Consider the following 17,941-nt stretch of genomic DNA (forward strand, 5'->3'; position numbering starts at 1 on the left):
TCCTTACGGAGAAGTAGCCATGATTTTCCGCGGAGGTTGTATCATTCGTGCCCAGTTCTTACAGAATATCAAAGATGCATTTGACACGAATAGTGAATTACCAAACCTATTAGTCGATCCATACTTCCAAGAAATAGTAGGAGACTATCAGAATTCGCTTCGCGAGGTATTAGCTATAGCCATTCAACATGGCATTCCAGTTCCTGCTTTCTCAAGCGCATTAGCTTATTATGATAGTTATCGTACTGAAACATTGCCAGCCAATCTGATCCAGGCACAGCGAGATTATTTTGGTGCGCATACCTATGAACGCCTTGATAAAGAAGGACATTTCCATACTGAATGGTCAGCGAAAAAAACAAAAACGCTAGTACCCTCAAAATGAACTTTGCCTACGTTTTCCACGCTCTGTGGTAACAGCTGCATGACCTGCATTCTATAGACCTAAAAAAAGTACCAGACCCGAAACGACTCAGAATCGTTTTGGCCTGGTACTTTTTATTATAAAAAGTCTATTCACAATTAGGAAGGGTTGACCCCTTCTGTGTCTGTCATACCAACAATATGCAGTTCATGCATCGGCCTTGTCATTGCTACATATAGCAACTTCCGGTCAATTGGATGACCCCGAAATGGTTCATCGAAAGCAGCGATAATGACCGCATCGAATTCTAATCCTTTTGCTAAGTGGCTTGGAACAATCAACAGACATTTGTCGTTGATTCCAGATTGATCACCCACTAGATGAACTGGCATTCCAAACTCATGCAGAGAGGTGAAAATTCTCTTTGCCTCTTTCCGCGTTTTACAAATAAGTGCGACAGATTGATGGCCACGTTCGATAATTCCTTCATAAATACGTTGAACGCCGACACCCTCTAGCTCATACATCTCATAATACTCAGGTTCCCTTCCATGACGGACGACCGGTTCTACGAGTGGTAGATCCTCATCCATCTGTGCGAGAACTTTATTCGCCAAATTCATTATTTCAATTGTCGTTCGGTAGCTTTTTTGAAGTGTCGTATACGTTGCCCGTGGAAACAGTGCCTTTATAGGTTCCCATGATGTTAATGATCTGTAACTATGAATTCCCTGGGCCAGATCCCCAACCATTGTAAACATATCCGTCTCTAGACCGTCTTGCATTGAAGCAAGCTGGAATTCGCTATAATCCTGCACTTCGTCGATGAAAACAACCCTCATTTTCCATTCGTCTGCAATGCCTCTAAGCTTTGCGTGCAAATAATAAAGAGCTGCTAAATCCTCGATTTCCCAAAACTCTTTTTTATGTTTTTCCAAAAAAACATATCTTTCGTTGTCAGACCATTCGTCTGCAAGTTCTGTTTGTAATTCGCTACTTGTTAACCATTCCCGATACAATTTCTTGACGTTGAACTTTTTGAATCTGCGCATATAAGCTGACACTACAGTTCTACCTTGCTTTTCAATGGCAGGAAGTCTTTCGTCGCGTTCTTCCAAGATTCTTGTTAGCTTAAGTTTCCGTCTTTCATCATCTCTGATTCCGTATAGAGCTTTATCAAGGGCTGCATCGTATTTTGTCGTCAGCATCTCCATAAGCTGCTTTCGTTTCCGCTTGACGTCACCTTGAATGATAATTTTAATTCTATCCAGTCTTTTCTCGACCGGCATATACGAAAACTCTTTCAGAAATAGCTGCTTCAACCGAGAGGCTTTCATGATCCGGTATTTTTCAATAAAGACATCTTCGAATAACGCAGCCGTTTCCAGTTCCAACTTATGCACGTAGCGTTGCATGATTTCCCTGTATTGAAGGCCTCCCTTCACGCGTGTTACAAAAAGCACCCCGGCATCCAACGTGTCTGACTCAGTCAGCTGTTCCAACTTGGCATCTGGATCTGTCAGCTTTAGTTTCAGTCCCGTAGCACTTAAAACATATTCGCTATATGTCGTCTGACAGATGCGCCCCACACCAAGTTCGGGAAGCACATCCGCTATATAATCCATAAATAATTTACTTGGCGCCAAAATCATAAGTTTATCGGAAGGGAAACTTTCACCCATTGTATAGAGGAAATAGGAAATACGGTGAAGAGCAATCGTTGTTTTTCCGCTTCCAGCCGCTCCCTGTACAATAATCGGTTGTTTCAAATTCGCACGAATGATTGCATTTTGTTCAGCCTGAATCGTCGATACAATTTCTGTCAGTCTTGTATCTGCCTTGCCAGCAAGGGCTTCCTGAAGAAGTTCATCATTCGTTGTAAGATCGACGTCACGGATATCAAGAAGTTCACCTTCCTCAATCCGATACTGCCGTTTGGAATAGAGATGTCCTTCGAACTCTTCATCTCGCACTTTATAGGATAGAGCACCCAGTCTTCCATCGTAATAAACATTTGCAACAGGTGAACGCCAGTCAACGATAATCGGTTCCTGCGTTTCCCGGTGGAATAAAGAAGTCTTTCCGATATAAAGTAGCTCATCCGCTTCCTCTTCCTTTCGAAAATGAATGCGAGCAAAATAGGGCTTTTGCTGAATAGCCTCCAGCCCTTCCTTTTGCGAACGGGCCATTTCAAAAAATCGGGCGTTTGTCAATATGTTGATATAGCTTAAACTGGAATCCAAATAATCCAAGTCAGCCATCGACTGACGGATTTGTTCTTGGGAGGATTTTACGTCACGTCGCGATTCCTCCAACAATTGCTGCATGTACTGTTTGGTGTAGTCAAGGCGCTGTAATTCAAACTCAAAGTCAGGATGTTTCTGAGACATACAGATCCTCCATTTGTCGTATTTTACGTCCTGTGCAGTTGTATGGGAGATGTTGGGGTTTATTAAACAGAATTGAAGTTTACCACTAGGTAGGGTTGGAATCAACACCGTTTCACATAATGGTATAAACATTCCGACAAATATGCTAATTCAGCAGGGTTATAGGCAAATAAGACACACTCGTTTCGAATTTTCAGACCTGGGCGTTTCTAGTATTAAAGTAAGTAGGCCTCTCATCAAATTCTCATCTGCCTCACATGTCCCTTTCATTTAGAAGCGCTATTCTATATTAGCAGGACAGGTTGAACGTATAACAACAGGCTTGCCGCGAGATATCCAGCCAGTAAAGATTGTTCCACAAAACTAGTAACGCAAAAAATGGAGGCCACCACTATGTTAACTAAACTTCAAAACCGAATTCATGAATGGATAACAGTAAACTACCAAGGGAAAGACTTTTCATGGCTTTCCCAAAATACAGTCACAAACTGGTTGAACCCAAATCCATTAAGCAAATATGAAATTCAGCAACTACAAATTGCAAAAATCAAAGCTAATGCCAAAATGCATAACTTTATTTAATATGCTTGGCGATCAATGCTAACGAATATACACTTTTCAGCATCCTCCCTAAAAAAGCTACTTTTTAAATTAAATCAACGAAAACACCCTACTTTACACATATGTAAAGTAGGGTGTTTCATACTTAGTTCATTTCTCAAAACGGACAACCCACTGATCTTCTACTAGATCAATTCCAGTACCCATCCAGCCCTCTTGCAGGTACCGCTGTTGTTGTTCTGTATCCTCCATCGGGACATAGTGACTTTCCGAGGCGACCTGTTCTTCGAACGAACGTGTTAAATCTTTCATCAATATATAACGGAGTAAGTTGCCGTATTTCACTTTAAGCTCGACGATCTGCATACCGTGAGCAAATTTATCTTTCAAACTGGCTATGTTAAAAGGAGCAACAGTTGTGCAAATGTAGCGAAACCGCTCTTGATTGACTTCCTTCATTAGAACTTTCCCCAATAACACTTGTAAGCCATTGCCTTGGAAGTCCGGATCAACATTCGAGATTTCGGAATATAGCACAAGCGGCCACTCATCTCTATGCAGTCCCGCATCCTTTCCAAGATGCTCTTCATCCAATTCAGGTTCAAGCATGGCCCGAAAAGCAATTAGTTGTTCCTTATAATAAGCACCTATCATTAGCCCTTTGCCATTTAAAATATACGTATATTCTTCCTCCATCAATGGCTGTAAAAAGGAACCAGTCGATAATGATCCAATCACTTTTCGCTGAAGTAAAAGGATTTCATCGAGCTGATCTACTGTTAAGCGTACGATAGTAATTTCATTTCCATTTTTCAAAAGATGATTTTGTTTCATCCGGTTACCTTCTCTGAGAACACAGTCAATTCTTGCAACACTTGCTCATCAATGTCGATTCCTAATCCTGGCTTGTCGCTCAAACGAATAAATGGAACGTCATAATGCAAATTTCCAACGTCTTTGCTGAATTTTAGAGGACCTGTTAATTCCACACTTGTTATAATCTTTTTCGAAAAGGCTACATGGAATCCAGCCGCTGAACCGATAGACGATTCAACCATCGAACCTATTTGGCACTCGATTCCCGCCATTTCCGCCATATGTGCAAGCTTAGTCGCCGGATAAATACCTCCGCATTTCATCAATTTAATATTCACTTTATCCGCAGCACGTTTGGCAATGATTTCTCTCATGTCACGCACGCCACGCAAACCTTCGTCAATCATCGTCGGAGTAGAAGATTTAGATTTCACTTCGACCATACCATCTATATCGTCGGCACGTACAGGCTGCTCCAACCAATCGAGCGAACAGTCCTGCAGCTTTTGAAGACCTTGCAATGTATTTGCGCTATTTACCCAACCCTGATTCACATCCACACGAATCGCGATATCTTCGCCTACACGCTCACGTACAGCTTGAATCCGTAACACGTCATCAGCCACATTGGTACCGACTTTCATTTTCATCGAACGGTATCCAGCGGCTACACGCTCTTCTGCTTCTTTCGCCATTGCTTCCGGAGCTGCAATGCTTAGCACATGCGTAATTGGAAACTCTTCGTGGTATCTGCCTCCAAGAAGATTATAGACAGGGACACCAAGTCCTTTTCCTGCGACATCATAGCACGCGATGTCAATGGCAGCTTTCGCCGTTGGTACGCCGTAAATTTCAGCATCCATCAATTCATGAATTCGCTCCATATTCATAGGGTTTTCACCTATTAACTTCGGTGCAAGTGTATTTTTCAAAATCTCGAAAGTGCCTTTCCAACTCTCGCCCGTTACATGTTCATCCGCTACACCTTCTCCATAACCGACTAAACCAGTATCCGTTGTGATTTTCACAATGATGGATGGCATGTAATCATAAGTTGCATAACTGATAACAAAGGGTTCATAAAGTGGTAAGTGAATCGCATAAATTTCAATTTCAGCTATTTTCATAAGTCAAAATCCTCTCTATTGGCAAACTCTATATTTTATTGTATCATTGTCGTTAAATAGTCGCTAATCATTGGGGGTTCATCGTGAAAATTAAAATCGCAGTTATCGGATCAACTGATTTTTGCCATCGTACAGAACAACTTGTCAGTAATCGCAAAGATATTGAACTTAACTGGTATCGCTACGCCGAACCAAGTGAAGCACCCCGTTTACTGCAAACGCTTAAACCGTGTGATGCCCTGTTGTTTTCAGGCTCACTCCCTTACTTTTATTCCAAGGAGTTACTTGATGCCTTACCGATTCCAGCCGTTTACCTGCAACAAGACGAAACAGCTGTAGCCATTACATTGCTTCAGTTAACTGCACAAAATCAGCAGGATTTGAGCCGCGTATCCATCGATGTACGTGACCAAAGCTATATTGAACATGTGCTCAATGATTTGGGCCGAAGTGTGGAGCTACCTTTTGTTCACTTGATAAAAGATGATGAAAAAATCACTACCATAGCGTCCTACCATCACACTCTCTCTTTACAAGGTAAAACAGATATGGCCATTACAAGTGTCCATGCTGTTTTCGAGCAGCTACAGCAACACAACATTCCTGCATGTAAGATGATCGATCCTGAAAGTACGATTCTTCGAAGTATTGAACATGCAAAACACCAAGCATTGTTACAAAAAAGTAACTCCGCCCAGATTGCAGTCGGAATTGTAAAAACAATCTCTCCGCAACAAGACATAGAAGTAATCATCACTGTAATGGCGTCCATCATGCAGGCACGGTGGAGTGTAAAGGATGGAGATTTCACCTTGTATACTTCAATGGGCAACATCGAATCTGCTATAAAAAACAAGGAATTCCTATCTGCGTTTCAATCACTTGCTACTAAAGCAAAAATGGCATTTGGCTGTGGTGAATCAATCATTGACGCAACCGAAAACGCGAATTTCGCACTTAATCTTATACAACAAAGTGATGGTCATTCTTTTTATATGTTAGATTCAAACAAAAGATTGCATGGTCCATTTCCACAATCTGACGTAGCGGTTGAGATGAAAACCACTGAACCCGCTCTCGTGGAGATGGCTGAAAAAACCAAGTTCAGTCCTGCAAATATTTCTAAATTGATGCAATACAGTCTGGAGCGTCAAACAAAACAATTTACTGCAAATGATTTGGCATTATATTTAGATGTCTCACGAAGAACCGCAGAACGTACGTTAAAAAAACTTGTCGACTATAAGTATGCGACAATCATTGGTGAGGAAATGACCTACCGGCAAGGAAGACCCCGTGCTTTATATGAATTTAACTTTCACTCTTATTTTTAAAAAGAATGGAAAGTCCACTTTTATCAGGTGAACTTTCCATTCTTTCTTGTCTAGGCTCAAGCGCCAGTTATTAAGCCAAATTTACCTCTTTGTTCATTTCCTCTTCTTTTAATTCGTCTACTGCAAGTTTTTCTTTTTCTTGTTCTGTCAACTTGACAATCGTAAAGCCTGTTAATGCATAAATAATGGATATTAACGGAACAACCAAATTCAATATGGCATATGGACCGTATTGGACGACGCTAACGCCCAATGTTCCAAAAATGAAGACACCACACGTATTCCATGGAATGAAAACAGAAGTCAGTGTTCCACCGTCTTCAAGTGCACGTGATAAGTTTTTCGAATGCAAGCCCATATTCTGATACGCTTTACTGAACATCCGTGATGGTACAACGATTGAGATATATTGCTCTGAACAAGATGCATTTGTTAAGAAACAAGCCCCGATTGTCGAGATAATTAACGACGCGGAAGATTTAACAACTTTTAGCAGCTGGTTCATTAATGCCTGAAGCATCCCTGAAAACTCCAATATCCCACCGAATGTCATAGCTACAATCGTCATGGAGACTGTATACATCATCGAATCTAATCCGCCCCTGTTAAATAATTCATCGACCATTACATTTCCAGTGGCAATTGTAAATCCGCTCTGCAACGCCTCAATCCCTCCTACGAGAGAACCGCCTTGTATAAATATTTGTGAAAGGAACCCAAGTACAATACCTACAACCAGTGCTGGAATTGCAGGTACTTTTAAGGCTACTAACACAATGACGGCAAGTGGCACAACTAAAAGCCAAGGAGAAATAAGAAAGTTTTCTTGTAGTACTTTTGCTGTTTGTGCAATTTCAGCAACTTCAATATTATTTTCAGCAAAACGCTTTCCTAAATATGCATATACACCAAGCGCGATCGCTAGTCCAGGAATCGTCGTGTAAAACATGTGCTTGATATGATCAAACAAATCCGTCCCCGTTAACCCGGCTGCTAAATTCGTAGTATCTGAAAGCGGTGACATTTTATCCCCAAAATAGGCTCCTGATATAATTGCTCCTGCAATCATGCCTGCTGGAATCCCCATACTTAAACCGATTCCCATTCCGGCTACGCCGATTGTTCCCATCGTCGACCATGAGCTACCAATTGCCAATGAGACAATTGAACAAATAAGACAAATTGTAACTAGAAACCAAGCGGGCGTAATGATTTGCAAACCATAGTAAATCATCGTGGCGACAATTCCGCCGCCCATCCATGCGCCAATTGTCAGCCCTACCAAAATAATGATAACAACAGCCGGAAGTGCCAAACGAATACCTTTATACATCATTTCCTCAATTTCTTTCCAAGTAAAGCCTGCTCTCCAAGCTACGATAGCTGCAGTCGACGTTCCAATTATCAATGGAATATGGGGGCCCTGTTCTAATTTAACAACCGTAAATATCATAACAATAATCATTATAACTAAAGGAAGTAGTGCCATCCAAAAACCAATTTTTTTCTCATTTTTTTGTTCCATCTATATTCCCCCCAAATGAAATATTCCCAAAATTATTAACTGTCGCTTAATAGTCGTTAATGAATATAGTAAGGGCTGTTTGAAGCAATGTCAACAGTATTTCCGCATTTATTGTAAGCGGTTTCAAACTTCCAGTAATTTTATACTAACTATTACTTTCTCAGGCCTGTATAGGTTGATAAAAAGTATCCTATTGAATTGGCTTAGGCTTCACCTTGTAAGGCACCTTCTCTCAGTAAATATAGGTATTCATTTGTTCAACTTATATAGTTGTTTATTTCCAAAAAAAGTATAGTGGAAAGGTAGCTGTTCTGATAATATGTAAGCAACTAAACACTATCAAGCTGATGTGCATAAATTCTATCCGCTGTTGCACTCTCGTCTTTTAGCTCATATAGTAACAGTCGAATGCATAATACTGTTCCCCATTGAGAAATTACAATGGGAAAGGTTTACTGTAGTTGGTTAATCAACAATCCTGCTATAAGGATTCATATTCTATAGGATGGGAGCCTGCATATGCATACAAAGAAAAAGTATAAACGACATATCTCCCCTCCAGTGGTGATTGCCGGGAATTTTCTGCTACTAATCCTTATCGGTACGCTACTTTTGAAATTGCCAATCGCGACTGAACATCCAATCACTTGGATAGATGCGCTATTTACGGTAACGTCTGCAACGACGGTGACGGGGCTAATTGTATTCGACCCGAGCTCTACACTCACCTTATTCGGTGAAATCGTTCTAATGTCCCTTATTCAAGTTGGAGGAATCGGCTTGATGGTATTTGCTGTAGCGATACTTTTATTGCTTGGTCGCAAAGTTGGAATGCAGAACAGAATTTATCTACAAGAATCATTTAGTTTTCAAACGCTCGGAGGAATGGTCAAATTCGTTCGTCAGATTCTTCTTTTTGTTCTAATTGTTGAAGGGGTCGCCATTATTATCCTGTCGTTCTATTGGGTACCAACTTTCGGGTTGCAAGATGGAATTTATTACAGTACTTTCCATGTCATCTCAGCATTTAATAACGCTGGTTTTTCATTATTCCCTGATAACCTCACTCAATTTGTTAGCGATCCGCTTGTTAATCTTGTTCTTTCCTCATTACTGATCATTGGAGGACTAGGGTTTGTAGTCGTGCTAGATCTTATTAAAAATAAGTCGTTCGTGCATTGGTCACTTCATACGAAGATGATGATTACCGGAACGATTGCATTAAATTGTGTGGCCACAGTGACAATCTTTGTTCTTGAGTTTAACAATGTGCACACAATTGCTGACTTTTCATTGGCCGATAAAGCACTGGCATCTTATTTCCAGGCGGTTTCACCTCGTACCGCCGGCTTTAACACAATCCCGACTGGTGACATGGAAGATGCTTCTTTGTTATTCACAATGTTCCTCATGTTCATTGGCGGAGGTAGTGCCTCAACTGCGTCGGGTATTAAATTGACCACATTTATGATTATTATCTTAGCAACCATTTCCTATTTTAGATCCATAGGGGAACCTCATCTTTTTGGGAGGACAATCAGATTTGAAATCATCTTTCGATCGTTAGCAATTGCAGCGGTTAGTACTATGATCGTTTTTGGTTTTATATTTTTATTAACAATTACAGAAACCATCCCAGTATTTCCTCTCGCATTCGAAGTCTTTTCAGCATTCGGGACTGTGGGATTATCAATGGGGGTAACCGAAGACTTTAGTGCTATTGGAAGAGTGTTATTATGTGCAGTGATGTTTTTAGGTCGCATTGGTCCACTGACATTATTCTTTTTACTGTTGAAACCGAAAAAAGAGTCTTTCCGTTATCCTTATGATCAAGTCCAGTCTGGATGAAAAATAAATGGTTCAAAGTACAAAAAAAATAGCCGTATAATCCTTCCTCTTTGACAAATACTATTTGCGAGGACATAAACACAAAAAAAATCCTCTGCCAAAATAGCAAGGCAAGGAGGGATAATACGTGAAGTATTGGGGATTAAAATTAGGAATTGTTAGTGTACTGTTTTTTTCAATTGCTTATGTTTCTTTTGCAACTGAGAAAGATAGGCCATATTACGAAGATAAAGGCTATGTACTGTGGAATATCAAGACAGAAGAGAAAATCATTGCTCTTACATTTGACGATGGTCCACACGCTACATATACACCACAAATTTTAGATGTGCTTAATAAATATGATGCGAAGGCTACATTTTTTGTTATTGGTGAGCGCGCAAAAAAATTTCCTGCTATTATCCTCAGAGAACAAGATGAGGGCCATGAAATAGCCAATCATACGTATACCCACCCCTATTCAAAAACTGCAGAAGTGCTAAAATCTGAATTAATAAAGACAAATGAGGTCATTTATGACATTACCGGTACTTATCCATCTTTGTATCGGCCCGTAGGTGGAAGTTATAATGATCGTATTATTAATATTGCCCTGGAGAATGGGTTTAGAGTAGTTATGTGGTCATGGCATCAGGATACAAAAGATTGGAAAAGACCAGGGGTATATAATATTGTAACAACAGTATTGTCAGGCGCTAAACCAGGTGATGTTGTTTTATTTCACGATGCGGGCGGTGATCGCTCCCAAACCGTGCAAGCACTCGAGGAAATTCTACCTGCACTTAAGAAGCAGGGATATGAATTCGTCACGATATCTGAACTTTGGAATAGGAATGGTAGTAAAGTTTCAAATCAAAAAGATGATTTATTGAAATGAAGTGCCATAAGATTTATCTACGATAGGCATATTGATGATTTCAAATTTCCCATTGTAAGTATAATAGGGCTGTCTACCATTAGTGTTGTGAAAGCAGTTAAAGTTAGTCGAAAACCAGTTTTAGTGTAACTATTTGTGTCACTTTTTTCACACCTCAGTTACCCCCAAACGTTTCTTATAATCGCCGCGGACACTAATTTACGCTGCATTTGTTATACTGCTCTATGTAGAAACTTTCATAGAGGGAGTGTTATGTATGCAAATCATAAAAGGTAAAAACGCTATAATTACTGGTGCAGGCAGGGGTATCGGCCGCGCAACAGCCATTGCTTTTGCTCAAGAAGGCATCAATGTAGGACTTATCGGAAAAACAGCCGAAAACCTTGAGAAAGTAGTAAAAGAACTAAGCGAATACGGTGTCGAAGTGACGATGGCAACTGCTGATGTATCGGATAATGAATCGGTTATTGCTGCAGTCGAACATATCAAATCAGAGCTTGGTCCAATCGATATCCTCATTAACAATGCAGGCATCGGTAAATTTGGCAAGTTCCTTGACCTTTCACCAGAAGAATTCAAAAATATTATTGATGTGAACTTGATGGGCGTCTATTACGTCACACGAGCTGTTCTTCCAGAAATGATTGAAAGAGAATCAGGCGACATCATTAATATTTCCTCAACTGCCGGTCAGAAAGGCGCACCTGTTACAAGCGCATACAGTGCATCAAAATTCGGCGTTCTCGGACTTACGGAATCACTTATGCTTGAAGTAAGAAAGCATAACATCCGTGTCAGCGCATTAACGCCAAGCACAGTTGCTACAGATTTGGCTTTCAGTGAAAACTTAACGGACGGCAATCCTGATAAAGTAATGCAACCGGAAGATCTTGCAGAAGTAATGGTCGCACAGTTGAAACTGCACCCACGTATTCTTGTTAAGTCTGCTGGTTTATGGTCGACGAACCCTTAATACCCCAGAATGTAAAAAGCCTTCCAAATCCCCTTTGGAAGGCTTTTTTACATTCTACAAACACTAATCACTTAATAATAAGGCGAAATCAATATATAGACCAACACACCAGTAAAACTAACATACAGCCAAATCGGCATTGTCCAACGAGCAATTTTCTTATGACGCTCATTCTCCATATTCCATGCTCGCGCCACACTTGTAAGTGCAAGCGGGACTATAGCTGCTGCAAGGATAATATGTGTGATTAGAATGAAGTAATAGAATCCAGCCATAAAGCCCTCTCCACCGTAGGGCGTGGATGGAGCCAGATAATGGTAAGAGACGTACGTAATTAGGAAGAGAAACGTTGTTACAAACGCCGCGTAAATAAAACGGCGATGAACAGTGATATTTCGTTTAAGAATGGCGATTAGAGCACAAACCAGGAATACAAACGTAAAACTATTCAAAATTGCATTCGTCAAAGGCAGAATTGTTAGATCGAACGCATCAAAATCTTTAACGCCTCGCATTCCAGACAAGACGCCAATTGCGCCGATAAGTATAACAGAAAGTGCAATAATCCATGGTTTATAATTACGTTTTTTAAACGTTTTTGTAGACTGTTCATTTTTCATCATAAATGTCATTCACTCCATTACTAGTTGAATAAAACGCTATCCTATAATTGTATAGCAAGAAGTAAATCAGTGCCTTATCAAAGAGTACTTTTTTGTGAACGAATACTGTGTATGTTGAACATATCTGTTGATTAACCCTTTATTTGCTTAAAATACTGGTGAGAAGGGCTAATAAAACACCGTTTTCACTAGACCATTTTCAGTCCGCTTTCGGCTAACTATTTATGACAGATTTACTGTGGGGCCCTAGTGTGGCTAGAAGTGACTCCGTCACTTCTAGCCACACTTTTTTCAGTAATCCTGTTACGAATAGTTGCCTGTCGCGTTCCTACAATGTTCAAGTGAAAAATGCAGGTATGTTTGAATGAAACGAATAGATGACTTTCTATATAGAGTGTAAGTGCCCGAAGATGCAATTTCTGGCACTCTTGCACGTTGGATAATGTGCTTCTTGCTTACTCTTAACAAAGTGAATGCATCTAATCATGTGACGTCCTATAGAAAGTGACTCTTCTTTAATTAAGAAAGAAAAAACCATAAAAAAAGCATCAGCCGCCAAAATTGCATCTTTGGCGGCTTTTCTCCAGGTAGATGCCCCTTTATTCTTTCGTTCCAAAAAGTTTCTGCACTCTGTGTACAAATGCATTTGGAATGCGACGGATGAAGGACCACCATACGATTAACGGTAAAAGTGTGTAGGGGTGCGACAATGTCGCATCCCTACACATTCAGACATCTCGATAATGGTATAGTAGTCATTCAATTCCAAAGCGATCCAAATGGAACTATACACATAGCACCCAGTAGGTGATCAAGTTATTTGCTGGTTACTTGGTAAATCAACAGACTTATAGGTTGAACAAATAAATCCTCATATAAGCCTTGAGCCGTACCTAAATCAATGGAATTCTTTACTTCACACTAGATAGTTGAATAGTCCGAATTCTGGTATGCTAGTAACAGGTCATACTGTTGGAGCTGAACCCTTAATGAATTTACTTTTAATTATTTTACCGGTATTTATCATCTTCTCTATTGGCTACATTGGACAAAAGTTTATAGGCTTTGATATTAAGTCTATTTCAACAGCAGCTCTTTATTTGATGTCGCCCTTTTTAGCGTTTCGGACATTTTACACAAATGAATTGACGATGGACTATTTCTATATTGTGTTATTTAGTCTACTCCTGACAACTATCCTGCTACTTGTCGTGTGGATTACGGCACTTAGTATGAAGGCAACGCGGTCACAATTATCAGCAATGATTCTTGGGGGCGTATTTATGAATAGCGGGAACTACGGAGCACCGGTAGTCCTGTTTGCATTCGGAGCAGTCGGATTTGACTATGCCGTCATTATGATGGTGTTTCAATCGTTACTCATGAATACTGTCGGCATCTTCTTTGCATCAATTGGTGGAGAAGAAAAATCTACATTAGGCCAGTCCGCACAACGAGTGATCCGCATGCCGCTCATTTACGCCGCCTTTTTTGGAATCGCACTCCAGCTAGTTTCAATTCCTATTCCAACCGCAGTCATGGAAGCCATCAGTCTCGTTGCAGATGCATCTATTCCGACGGTAATGCTTGTACTCGGTATGCAGCTTGCAGCTATTTCGCGAAAAAGAGTCGCTTACCGTTTTGTTTCCGCAGTCAGCATCATCAGAATGATAGCCTCTCCACTGATTGCAGTCGGAATTTTGTATTTCATGCCCGTCAATGACCTTCTAAAAGCGGTCATTATTGTACAAGCATCCATGCCGGCAGCGGCAAATACAACGATGCTTGCATTACAATTTGGGACGGAACCTGATCTTGTATCGTTTACAACATTTTTCACGACACTAATCAGTATTATCACCATTCCCGTCGTACTGTTCTTCCTAGGTGTTTAATTTTAACAGGTGATTGGATAACAGATTTGTCGTTCCCTCCCGTATAACTTCCCCCTACTACGGTTAGATTGAAAGTAATCTACTTTAGATAAGGCCGGAAAGGATGACCGAGTTGACAATGTTGCGCATAATTTTACGAATCGCGATGATTTCTGCCCTACTATTGATTGTTGGTTGTAGCAATAAGAACCTAGTAACAGAATCTGAATCGCCAAAAGAGCCGCTTGGTGATACATACGGCTTCACCGCTTTTGATGTAGCAATTGATACGAAAGAGATTAAAGGAGCAGTTACCGCCAATTATGATGAAAAGCGTGATAAAACAGAGGCAACTTACGAAAACCAAATGGAAGATCTTTATTTGCATGGTGATAAAGCCATGGAAAAACTCAATACGATCTTTGAGGAACTATCGCTTGAACCCGACATGGATGACGTAGATATCATCAAGCAGGCATCAGAGGCATTCGGAGTGATTGATTATAAAACGTTAAAATTGACAGTGAAATTTAAAGGTCATGATAAAAAAGTATTAATGATGACGAAGTAATCCCTGTAAAAAGATAGAAACGCCCCAATCAGCAAGTCGATTGAGGCGTTTTTTCTTGCAATCACTAGTACTACTTTTGCGCATCCACTCTTCTTTTATAAACAATCGTAATGACAATGGTAACGAGTAAAATCGCCTGGGCAATTATTGTCTCGGCAGTCGGATAAAAGCCAATACCATTTAGGATTGGCAACCCCTTCACCACAGTCATTGACACTACATTCGTCAATTGCAATGTATGCAAACTAACACCTATAATTTTAAATGCCAATACGTAGATGAGTACTGTCGCGACTAAAAAGAAACGATGAACTGGAATCCGACCACTAATGCGCAGCAACAGAAAGGCAATAATGACTAAAATGATGATTGCGAGTACGATTCCGCTGATAAATTCAGCTGTCGGCATTTTCGGTGCAATACCAGCGTAAAAGACAATGGTTTCGGCTCCTTCTCTAAACACAGAAAGAAAACTGATGAAGGCCATCGCCCATACACTTTGTTTTGAGATTGCATTACCCATCTGTTTCGAAATGTATTGATTCCACGAGATGACGGACGACTTTCTGTGAAGCCAAATCCCCACACCTAGCATGAGCACAGCCGCGGAAAGCCCGATATATCCTTCCATCATTTCACGGCTTGTGCCGATGGTAAGCGATTGAAACAGTGTCGACATCAAAATGGCCGCAACTGCACTTACCGTAATTCCGCCGAGTGCCCCGAGGTAAATCCATTTTTGCTTGGCTTCCTGGCCAGATCTCTTTAGAAATGCAATAAGTCCAATCATAATGAGTAAGGCTTCCAATCCCTCACGTAGTAAAATGAGGGCTGAATCCCAGAAACTATACGTTGTATTTCCTTGTAGAAGAGCAATCTGCTGTTTGAAGTTGTCCAACTTCACGTTGATGTCCTTTTCATCTACTGTCTGCTTTGACAGATCGCTTACAAGAATCGGAATCTCATTTTCAATTTTCGTATAGAGTTTAGCGTTTTTCGTTCGGATATCGCCTTCAACATTCGGCCAGATTGTGATGAATTCTCTTAGTGATTTAGCCGCTTCGTCGAATTTCTGGTTTTTAATAGAAACTTTACTGTCATCTAATAGATCAATTAGCGTAGCTAGCGAGTACCCCTCGTTTTTCACTACTACTTTTTCACCCAAAACAAAGTTTTGGATTGCTGTCGTTAATACATTGAATTGCTCCGTTAAAATAAGTGTATTCGGTTCATCTTCCGCTAAAGAAATGCGAATGAACGCGGTTTGTGTTTCAATTTTTCCGTAAGCGGCAAGATCTTGTTCCCGTACAGGCCGTTCACTTTTTTTCCAATCGGAAATGAAATTTTTAAGAGTAGCTTCCATCGTTGTTTTATCGCCTGATTGGATAGCCTCTTGAAGCACTTTCAAGGAAGGTTGGATTGCTTTATCAAAAACTTCCCTTTGCGCCTTTTCGTCGACAGGGTTCTCTGCTTTTTCAAGTGTATGCAATGCTTTTGATAGATTCGTTAATGCTTTAAGTCTGATTTCCGAACTTTTCGCTTCAAATGCTAGTTGCAGAGCTTGCTCGATTTCTTGAGATTTCACATTGTCCGCTACCGATAATTTTTGCCAATCCTCTTTGAAAGTGTCCAACGCCGCGATTGCCTCTGCATCATTTCCCTGTTTAGAGCCCATAATGGCATCACTGATTGAGATATACAATTCGCCGTATGATTCTGCCGCTTCAACTGGCGTCGTTATCAGTGTGAAAAATAGTAGTGCTATGAAACTGATTTGACTACAATATGCTAAAAAGTGCCTCACCGATATAACTCCCTTTTTGAATACCAGGGAAGCATGCAAAAAGTCCGCTGCCTCGATGTGTAATGTATTCATTCAATTTATCTGAACGACCGAAGCGATTTTGTATCGTTATAAACTGCTTCGGATTTTTTTGGAATGAAATGAAAAGTAATCCTGCATCGTATGCCCCTGTCTCATCAACAACGCCCGAGGCATAGCTGAATGCTCTTCTATGGATACGTTCGCCCGCTTCCCTTGCAAGGCGGGAATGGGAATCCACCGGAATGACTGGATTGCCTTTTTCGTCTAAGCGATTCACTTCCAGCTCATCCATTTCGTTCAATTTCCTAAGTGGTGCGCCACTATCTCGATGTCGTCCGAATACGTTTTCTTGCTCACGTAAAGCAGTGCGATCCCATGTTTCCAGATGCATTTGAATGCGACGAACAATTAAGTACGCTCCATCCGTCAACCAATTTTCGGATTCGCCCGGCTGAATCCAAACGACATTATTCATGTCTTGATTATTTTTCGAATTCGGATTGGCGCTTCCATCTTTAAACGCGAACAAGTTACGCGGAGTCTGTTTCACTCCATTCTTCACTGGGAATGAGTTAAAGCCAGTTTGAGACCACGCTAATGAAACCTTTCCGGAAGCCGCGCGAATCAAATTTCGAACTGCATGAAACGCAACTTGTGGGTCATCCGCACATGCTTGGATGCAGATGTCTCCGCCTACATAAGCTGGATTAAGCTGATCTTTCGGGAAGTGTGGAAGGTCTTTAAGCTCTTTCGGTTTTTTACCGCTCAATCCCAGGCCTGGTTTCTCAAAAAGCGAAGGTCCAACGCCAAAGGTCAACGTTAAATTGGATGCATCAAGCCCTCGAGCTTCACCTGTATCTTTCGGTGGAACAAAACCATTTGCGTCAGATTGCGAAATGGATTCACCATTCATCAGACGGACTGCAAGAGGCGTCCACATTTTGAACAGCTCTTGCAGTTCATTTTTAGATGTTACCAAGACCTTTAAAGATGCGAAGTAGACATGACTTTGGGTTTGCGTCGCAATTCCAGATTGATGCCTACCGTGAAACAACACTTTATTGGTAGCATTCATGTCATCTTCAAGAGCCATCATTCCGAACGTATTCAGAATGCTACCTAACCCCGAAGCACCTATAGCAATCCCGACCGCTCCAGCGCCTGTATATTTCAGCATCTGTCTGCGTGATATTTTCTTGTTGAATAATTTTTCTTGTTGTTGATCTGACATTC

General features: G+C 40.8%; 14 protein-coding genes and 1 pseudogene. 8 read left to right on the forward strand and 7 right to left on the reverse strand.

The features are described from left to right. Window positions 1-385 (forward strand): annotated as a pseudogene (locus H2672_RS11965) (NADP-dependent phosphogluconate dehydrogenase); the annotation flags it as partial. 137 nt (window positions 386-522) lie between these two features. Here H2672_RS11965 and helD read toward each other — a convergent pair. Next, window positions 523-2,754 carry an RNA polymerase recycling motor HelD gene (gene helD / locus H2672_RS11970; RefSeq protein ID WP_186671629.1) on the reverse strand — a complete coding sequence of 744 codons (2,232 nt, stop codon included), beginning with the start codon at window positions 2,752-2,754 and terminating at the stop codon, window positions 523-525. A 393-nt stretch (window positions 2,755-3,147) separates the two neighbouring features. Between helD and H2672_RS11975 the strand changes: the two genes are divergently transcribed. Further along, window positions 3,148-3,336 carry a hypothetical protein gene (locus tag H2672_RS11975; protein WP_186671632.1) on the forward strand — a complete coding sequence of 63 codons (189 nt, stop codon included), beginning with the start codon at window positions 3,148-3,150 and terminating at the stop codon, window positions 3,334-3,336. Between the two features lie 129 nt (window positions 3,337-3,465). Here H2672_RS11975 and H2672_RS11980 read toward each other — a convergent pair whose 3' ends face one another. Further along, complete coding sequence (locus H2672_RS11980; protein WP_186671634.1) at window positions 3,466-4,149, reverse strand: N-acetyltransferase; 684 nt, start codon at window positions 4,147-4,149, stop codon at window positions 3,466-3,468. Continuing rightward, the gene (locus tag H2672_RS11985; protein ID WP_186671636.1) at window positions 4,146-5,258 is read right to left on the reverse strand and encodes a mandelate racemase/muconate lactonizing enzyme family protein; all 1,113 of its coding nucleotides are present in this window, start codon (window positions 5,256-5,258) and stop codon (window positions 4,146-4,148) included. The genes H2672_RS11980 and H2672_RS11985 overlap by 4 nt, the downstream gene beginning before the upstream one ends. A gap of 83 nt (window positions 5,259-5,341) precedes the next feature. Between H2672_RS11985 and H2672_RS19965 the strand changes: the two genes are divergently transcribed. Further along, complete coding sequence (locus H2672_RS19965) at window positions 5,342-6,592, forward strand: HTH domain-containing protein (RefSeq protein WP_186671638.1); 1,251 nt, start codon at window positions 5,342-5,344, stop codon at window positions 6,590-6,592. A 70-nt stretch (window positions 6,593-6,662) separates the two neighbouring features. Here the strand turns inward: H2672_RS19965 and nhaC are convergent, their stop codons facing one another. Next, entirely contained in the window at window positions 6,663-8,117 is a 1,455-nt protein-coding gene (gene nhaC, locus H2672_RS11995; RefSeq protein WP_186671640.1) for a Na+/H+ antiporter NhaC, read from the reverse strand. Window positions 8,118-8,636: 519 nt separating this feature from the next. Here nhaC and H2672_RS12000 point away from each other — a divergent pair. From H2672_RS12000 to H2672_RS12010, 3 genes are all read left to right on the forward strand, one after another. Further along, window positions 8,637-9,965: a TrkH family potassium uptake protein gene (locus tag H2672_RS12000; protein WP_186671642.1), complete on the forward strand. Its 1,329-nt coding sequence runs from the start codon at window positions 8,637-8,639 to the stop codon at window positions 9,963-9,965. Between the two features lie 127 nt (window positions 9,966-10,092). Further along, window positions 10,093-10,842: a polysaccharide deacetylase family protein gene (locus H2672_RS12005; RefSeq protein WP_186671644.1), complete on the forward strand. Its 750-nt coding sequence runs from the start codon at window positions 10,093-10,095 to the stop codon at window positions 10,840-10,842. Between the two features lie 256 nt (window positions 10,843-11,098). Continuing rightward, window positions 11,099-11,815, forward strand: coding sequence for a 3-ketoacyl-ACP reductase (locus H2672_RS12010; protein WP_186671646.1), 717 nt, complete (start codon window positions 11,099-11,101; stop codon window positions 11,813-11,815). 71 nt (window positions 11,816-11,886) lie between these two features. On the opposite strand, the gene H2672_RS12015 is transcribed toward H2672_RS12010, so the two are convergent. Continuing rightward, window positions 11,887-12,435 carry a DUF420 domain-containing protein gene (locus H2672_RS12015; RefSeq protein WP_370569643.1) on the reverse strand — a complete coding sequence of 183 codons (549 nt, stop codon included), beginning with the start codon at window positions 12,433-12,435 and terminating at the stop codon, window positions 11,887-11,889. 992 nt (window positions 12,436-13,427) lie between these two features. Between H2672_RS12015 and H2672_RS12020 the strand changes: the two genes are divergently transcribed. Together H2672_RS12020 and H2672_RS12025 are read left to right on the forward strand one after the other, a co-directional pair. Next, the gene (locus H2672_RS12020) at window positions 13,428-14,333 is read left to right on the forward strand and encodes an AEC family transporter (protein WP_186671650.1); all 906 of its coding nucleotides are present in this window, start codon (window positions 13,428-13,430) and stop codon (window positions 14,331-14,333) included. A gap of 118 nt (window positions 14,334-14,451) precedes the next feature. Then, window positions 14,452-14,883 carry a YusW family protein gene (locus H2672_RS12025; RefSeq protein WP_255485795.1) on the forward strand — a complete coding sequence of 144 codons (432 nt, stop codon included), beginning with the start codon at window positions 14,452-14,454 and terminating at the stop codon, window positions 14,881-14,883. A gap of 70 nt (window positions 14,884-14,953) precedes the next feature. On the opposite strand, the gene H2672_RS12030 is transcribed toward H2672_RS12025, so the two are convergent. Both H2672_RS12030 and efeB read right to left on the reverse strand, forming a co-directional pair. Next, window positions 14,954-16,687, reverse strand: a complete 1,734-nt coding sequence (locus tag H2672_RS12030) for an FTR1 family protein (RefSeq protein ID WP_370569639.1) — start codon at window positions 16,685-16,687, stop codon at window positions 14,954-14,956. Beyond that, window positions 16,662-17,939, reverse strand: coding sequence for an iron uptake transporter deferrochelatase/peroxidase subunit (efeB, locus tag H2672_RS12035; protein ID WP_186671656.1), 1,278 nt, complete (start codon window positions 17,937-17,939; stop codon window positions 16,662-16,664). The genes H2672_RS12030 and efeB overlap by 26 nt, the downstream gene beginning before the upstream one ends. Window positions 17,940-17,941: the final 2 nt, after the last annotated feature.

The sequence above is a fragment of the Sporosarcina sp. BP05 genome, from assembly GCF_014282005.1.
GTDB lineage: Bacteria > Bacillota > Bacilli > Bacillales_A > Planococcaceae > Sporosarcina.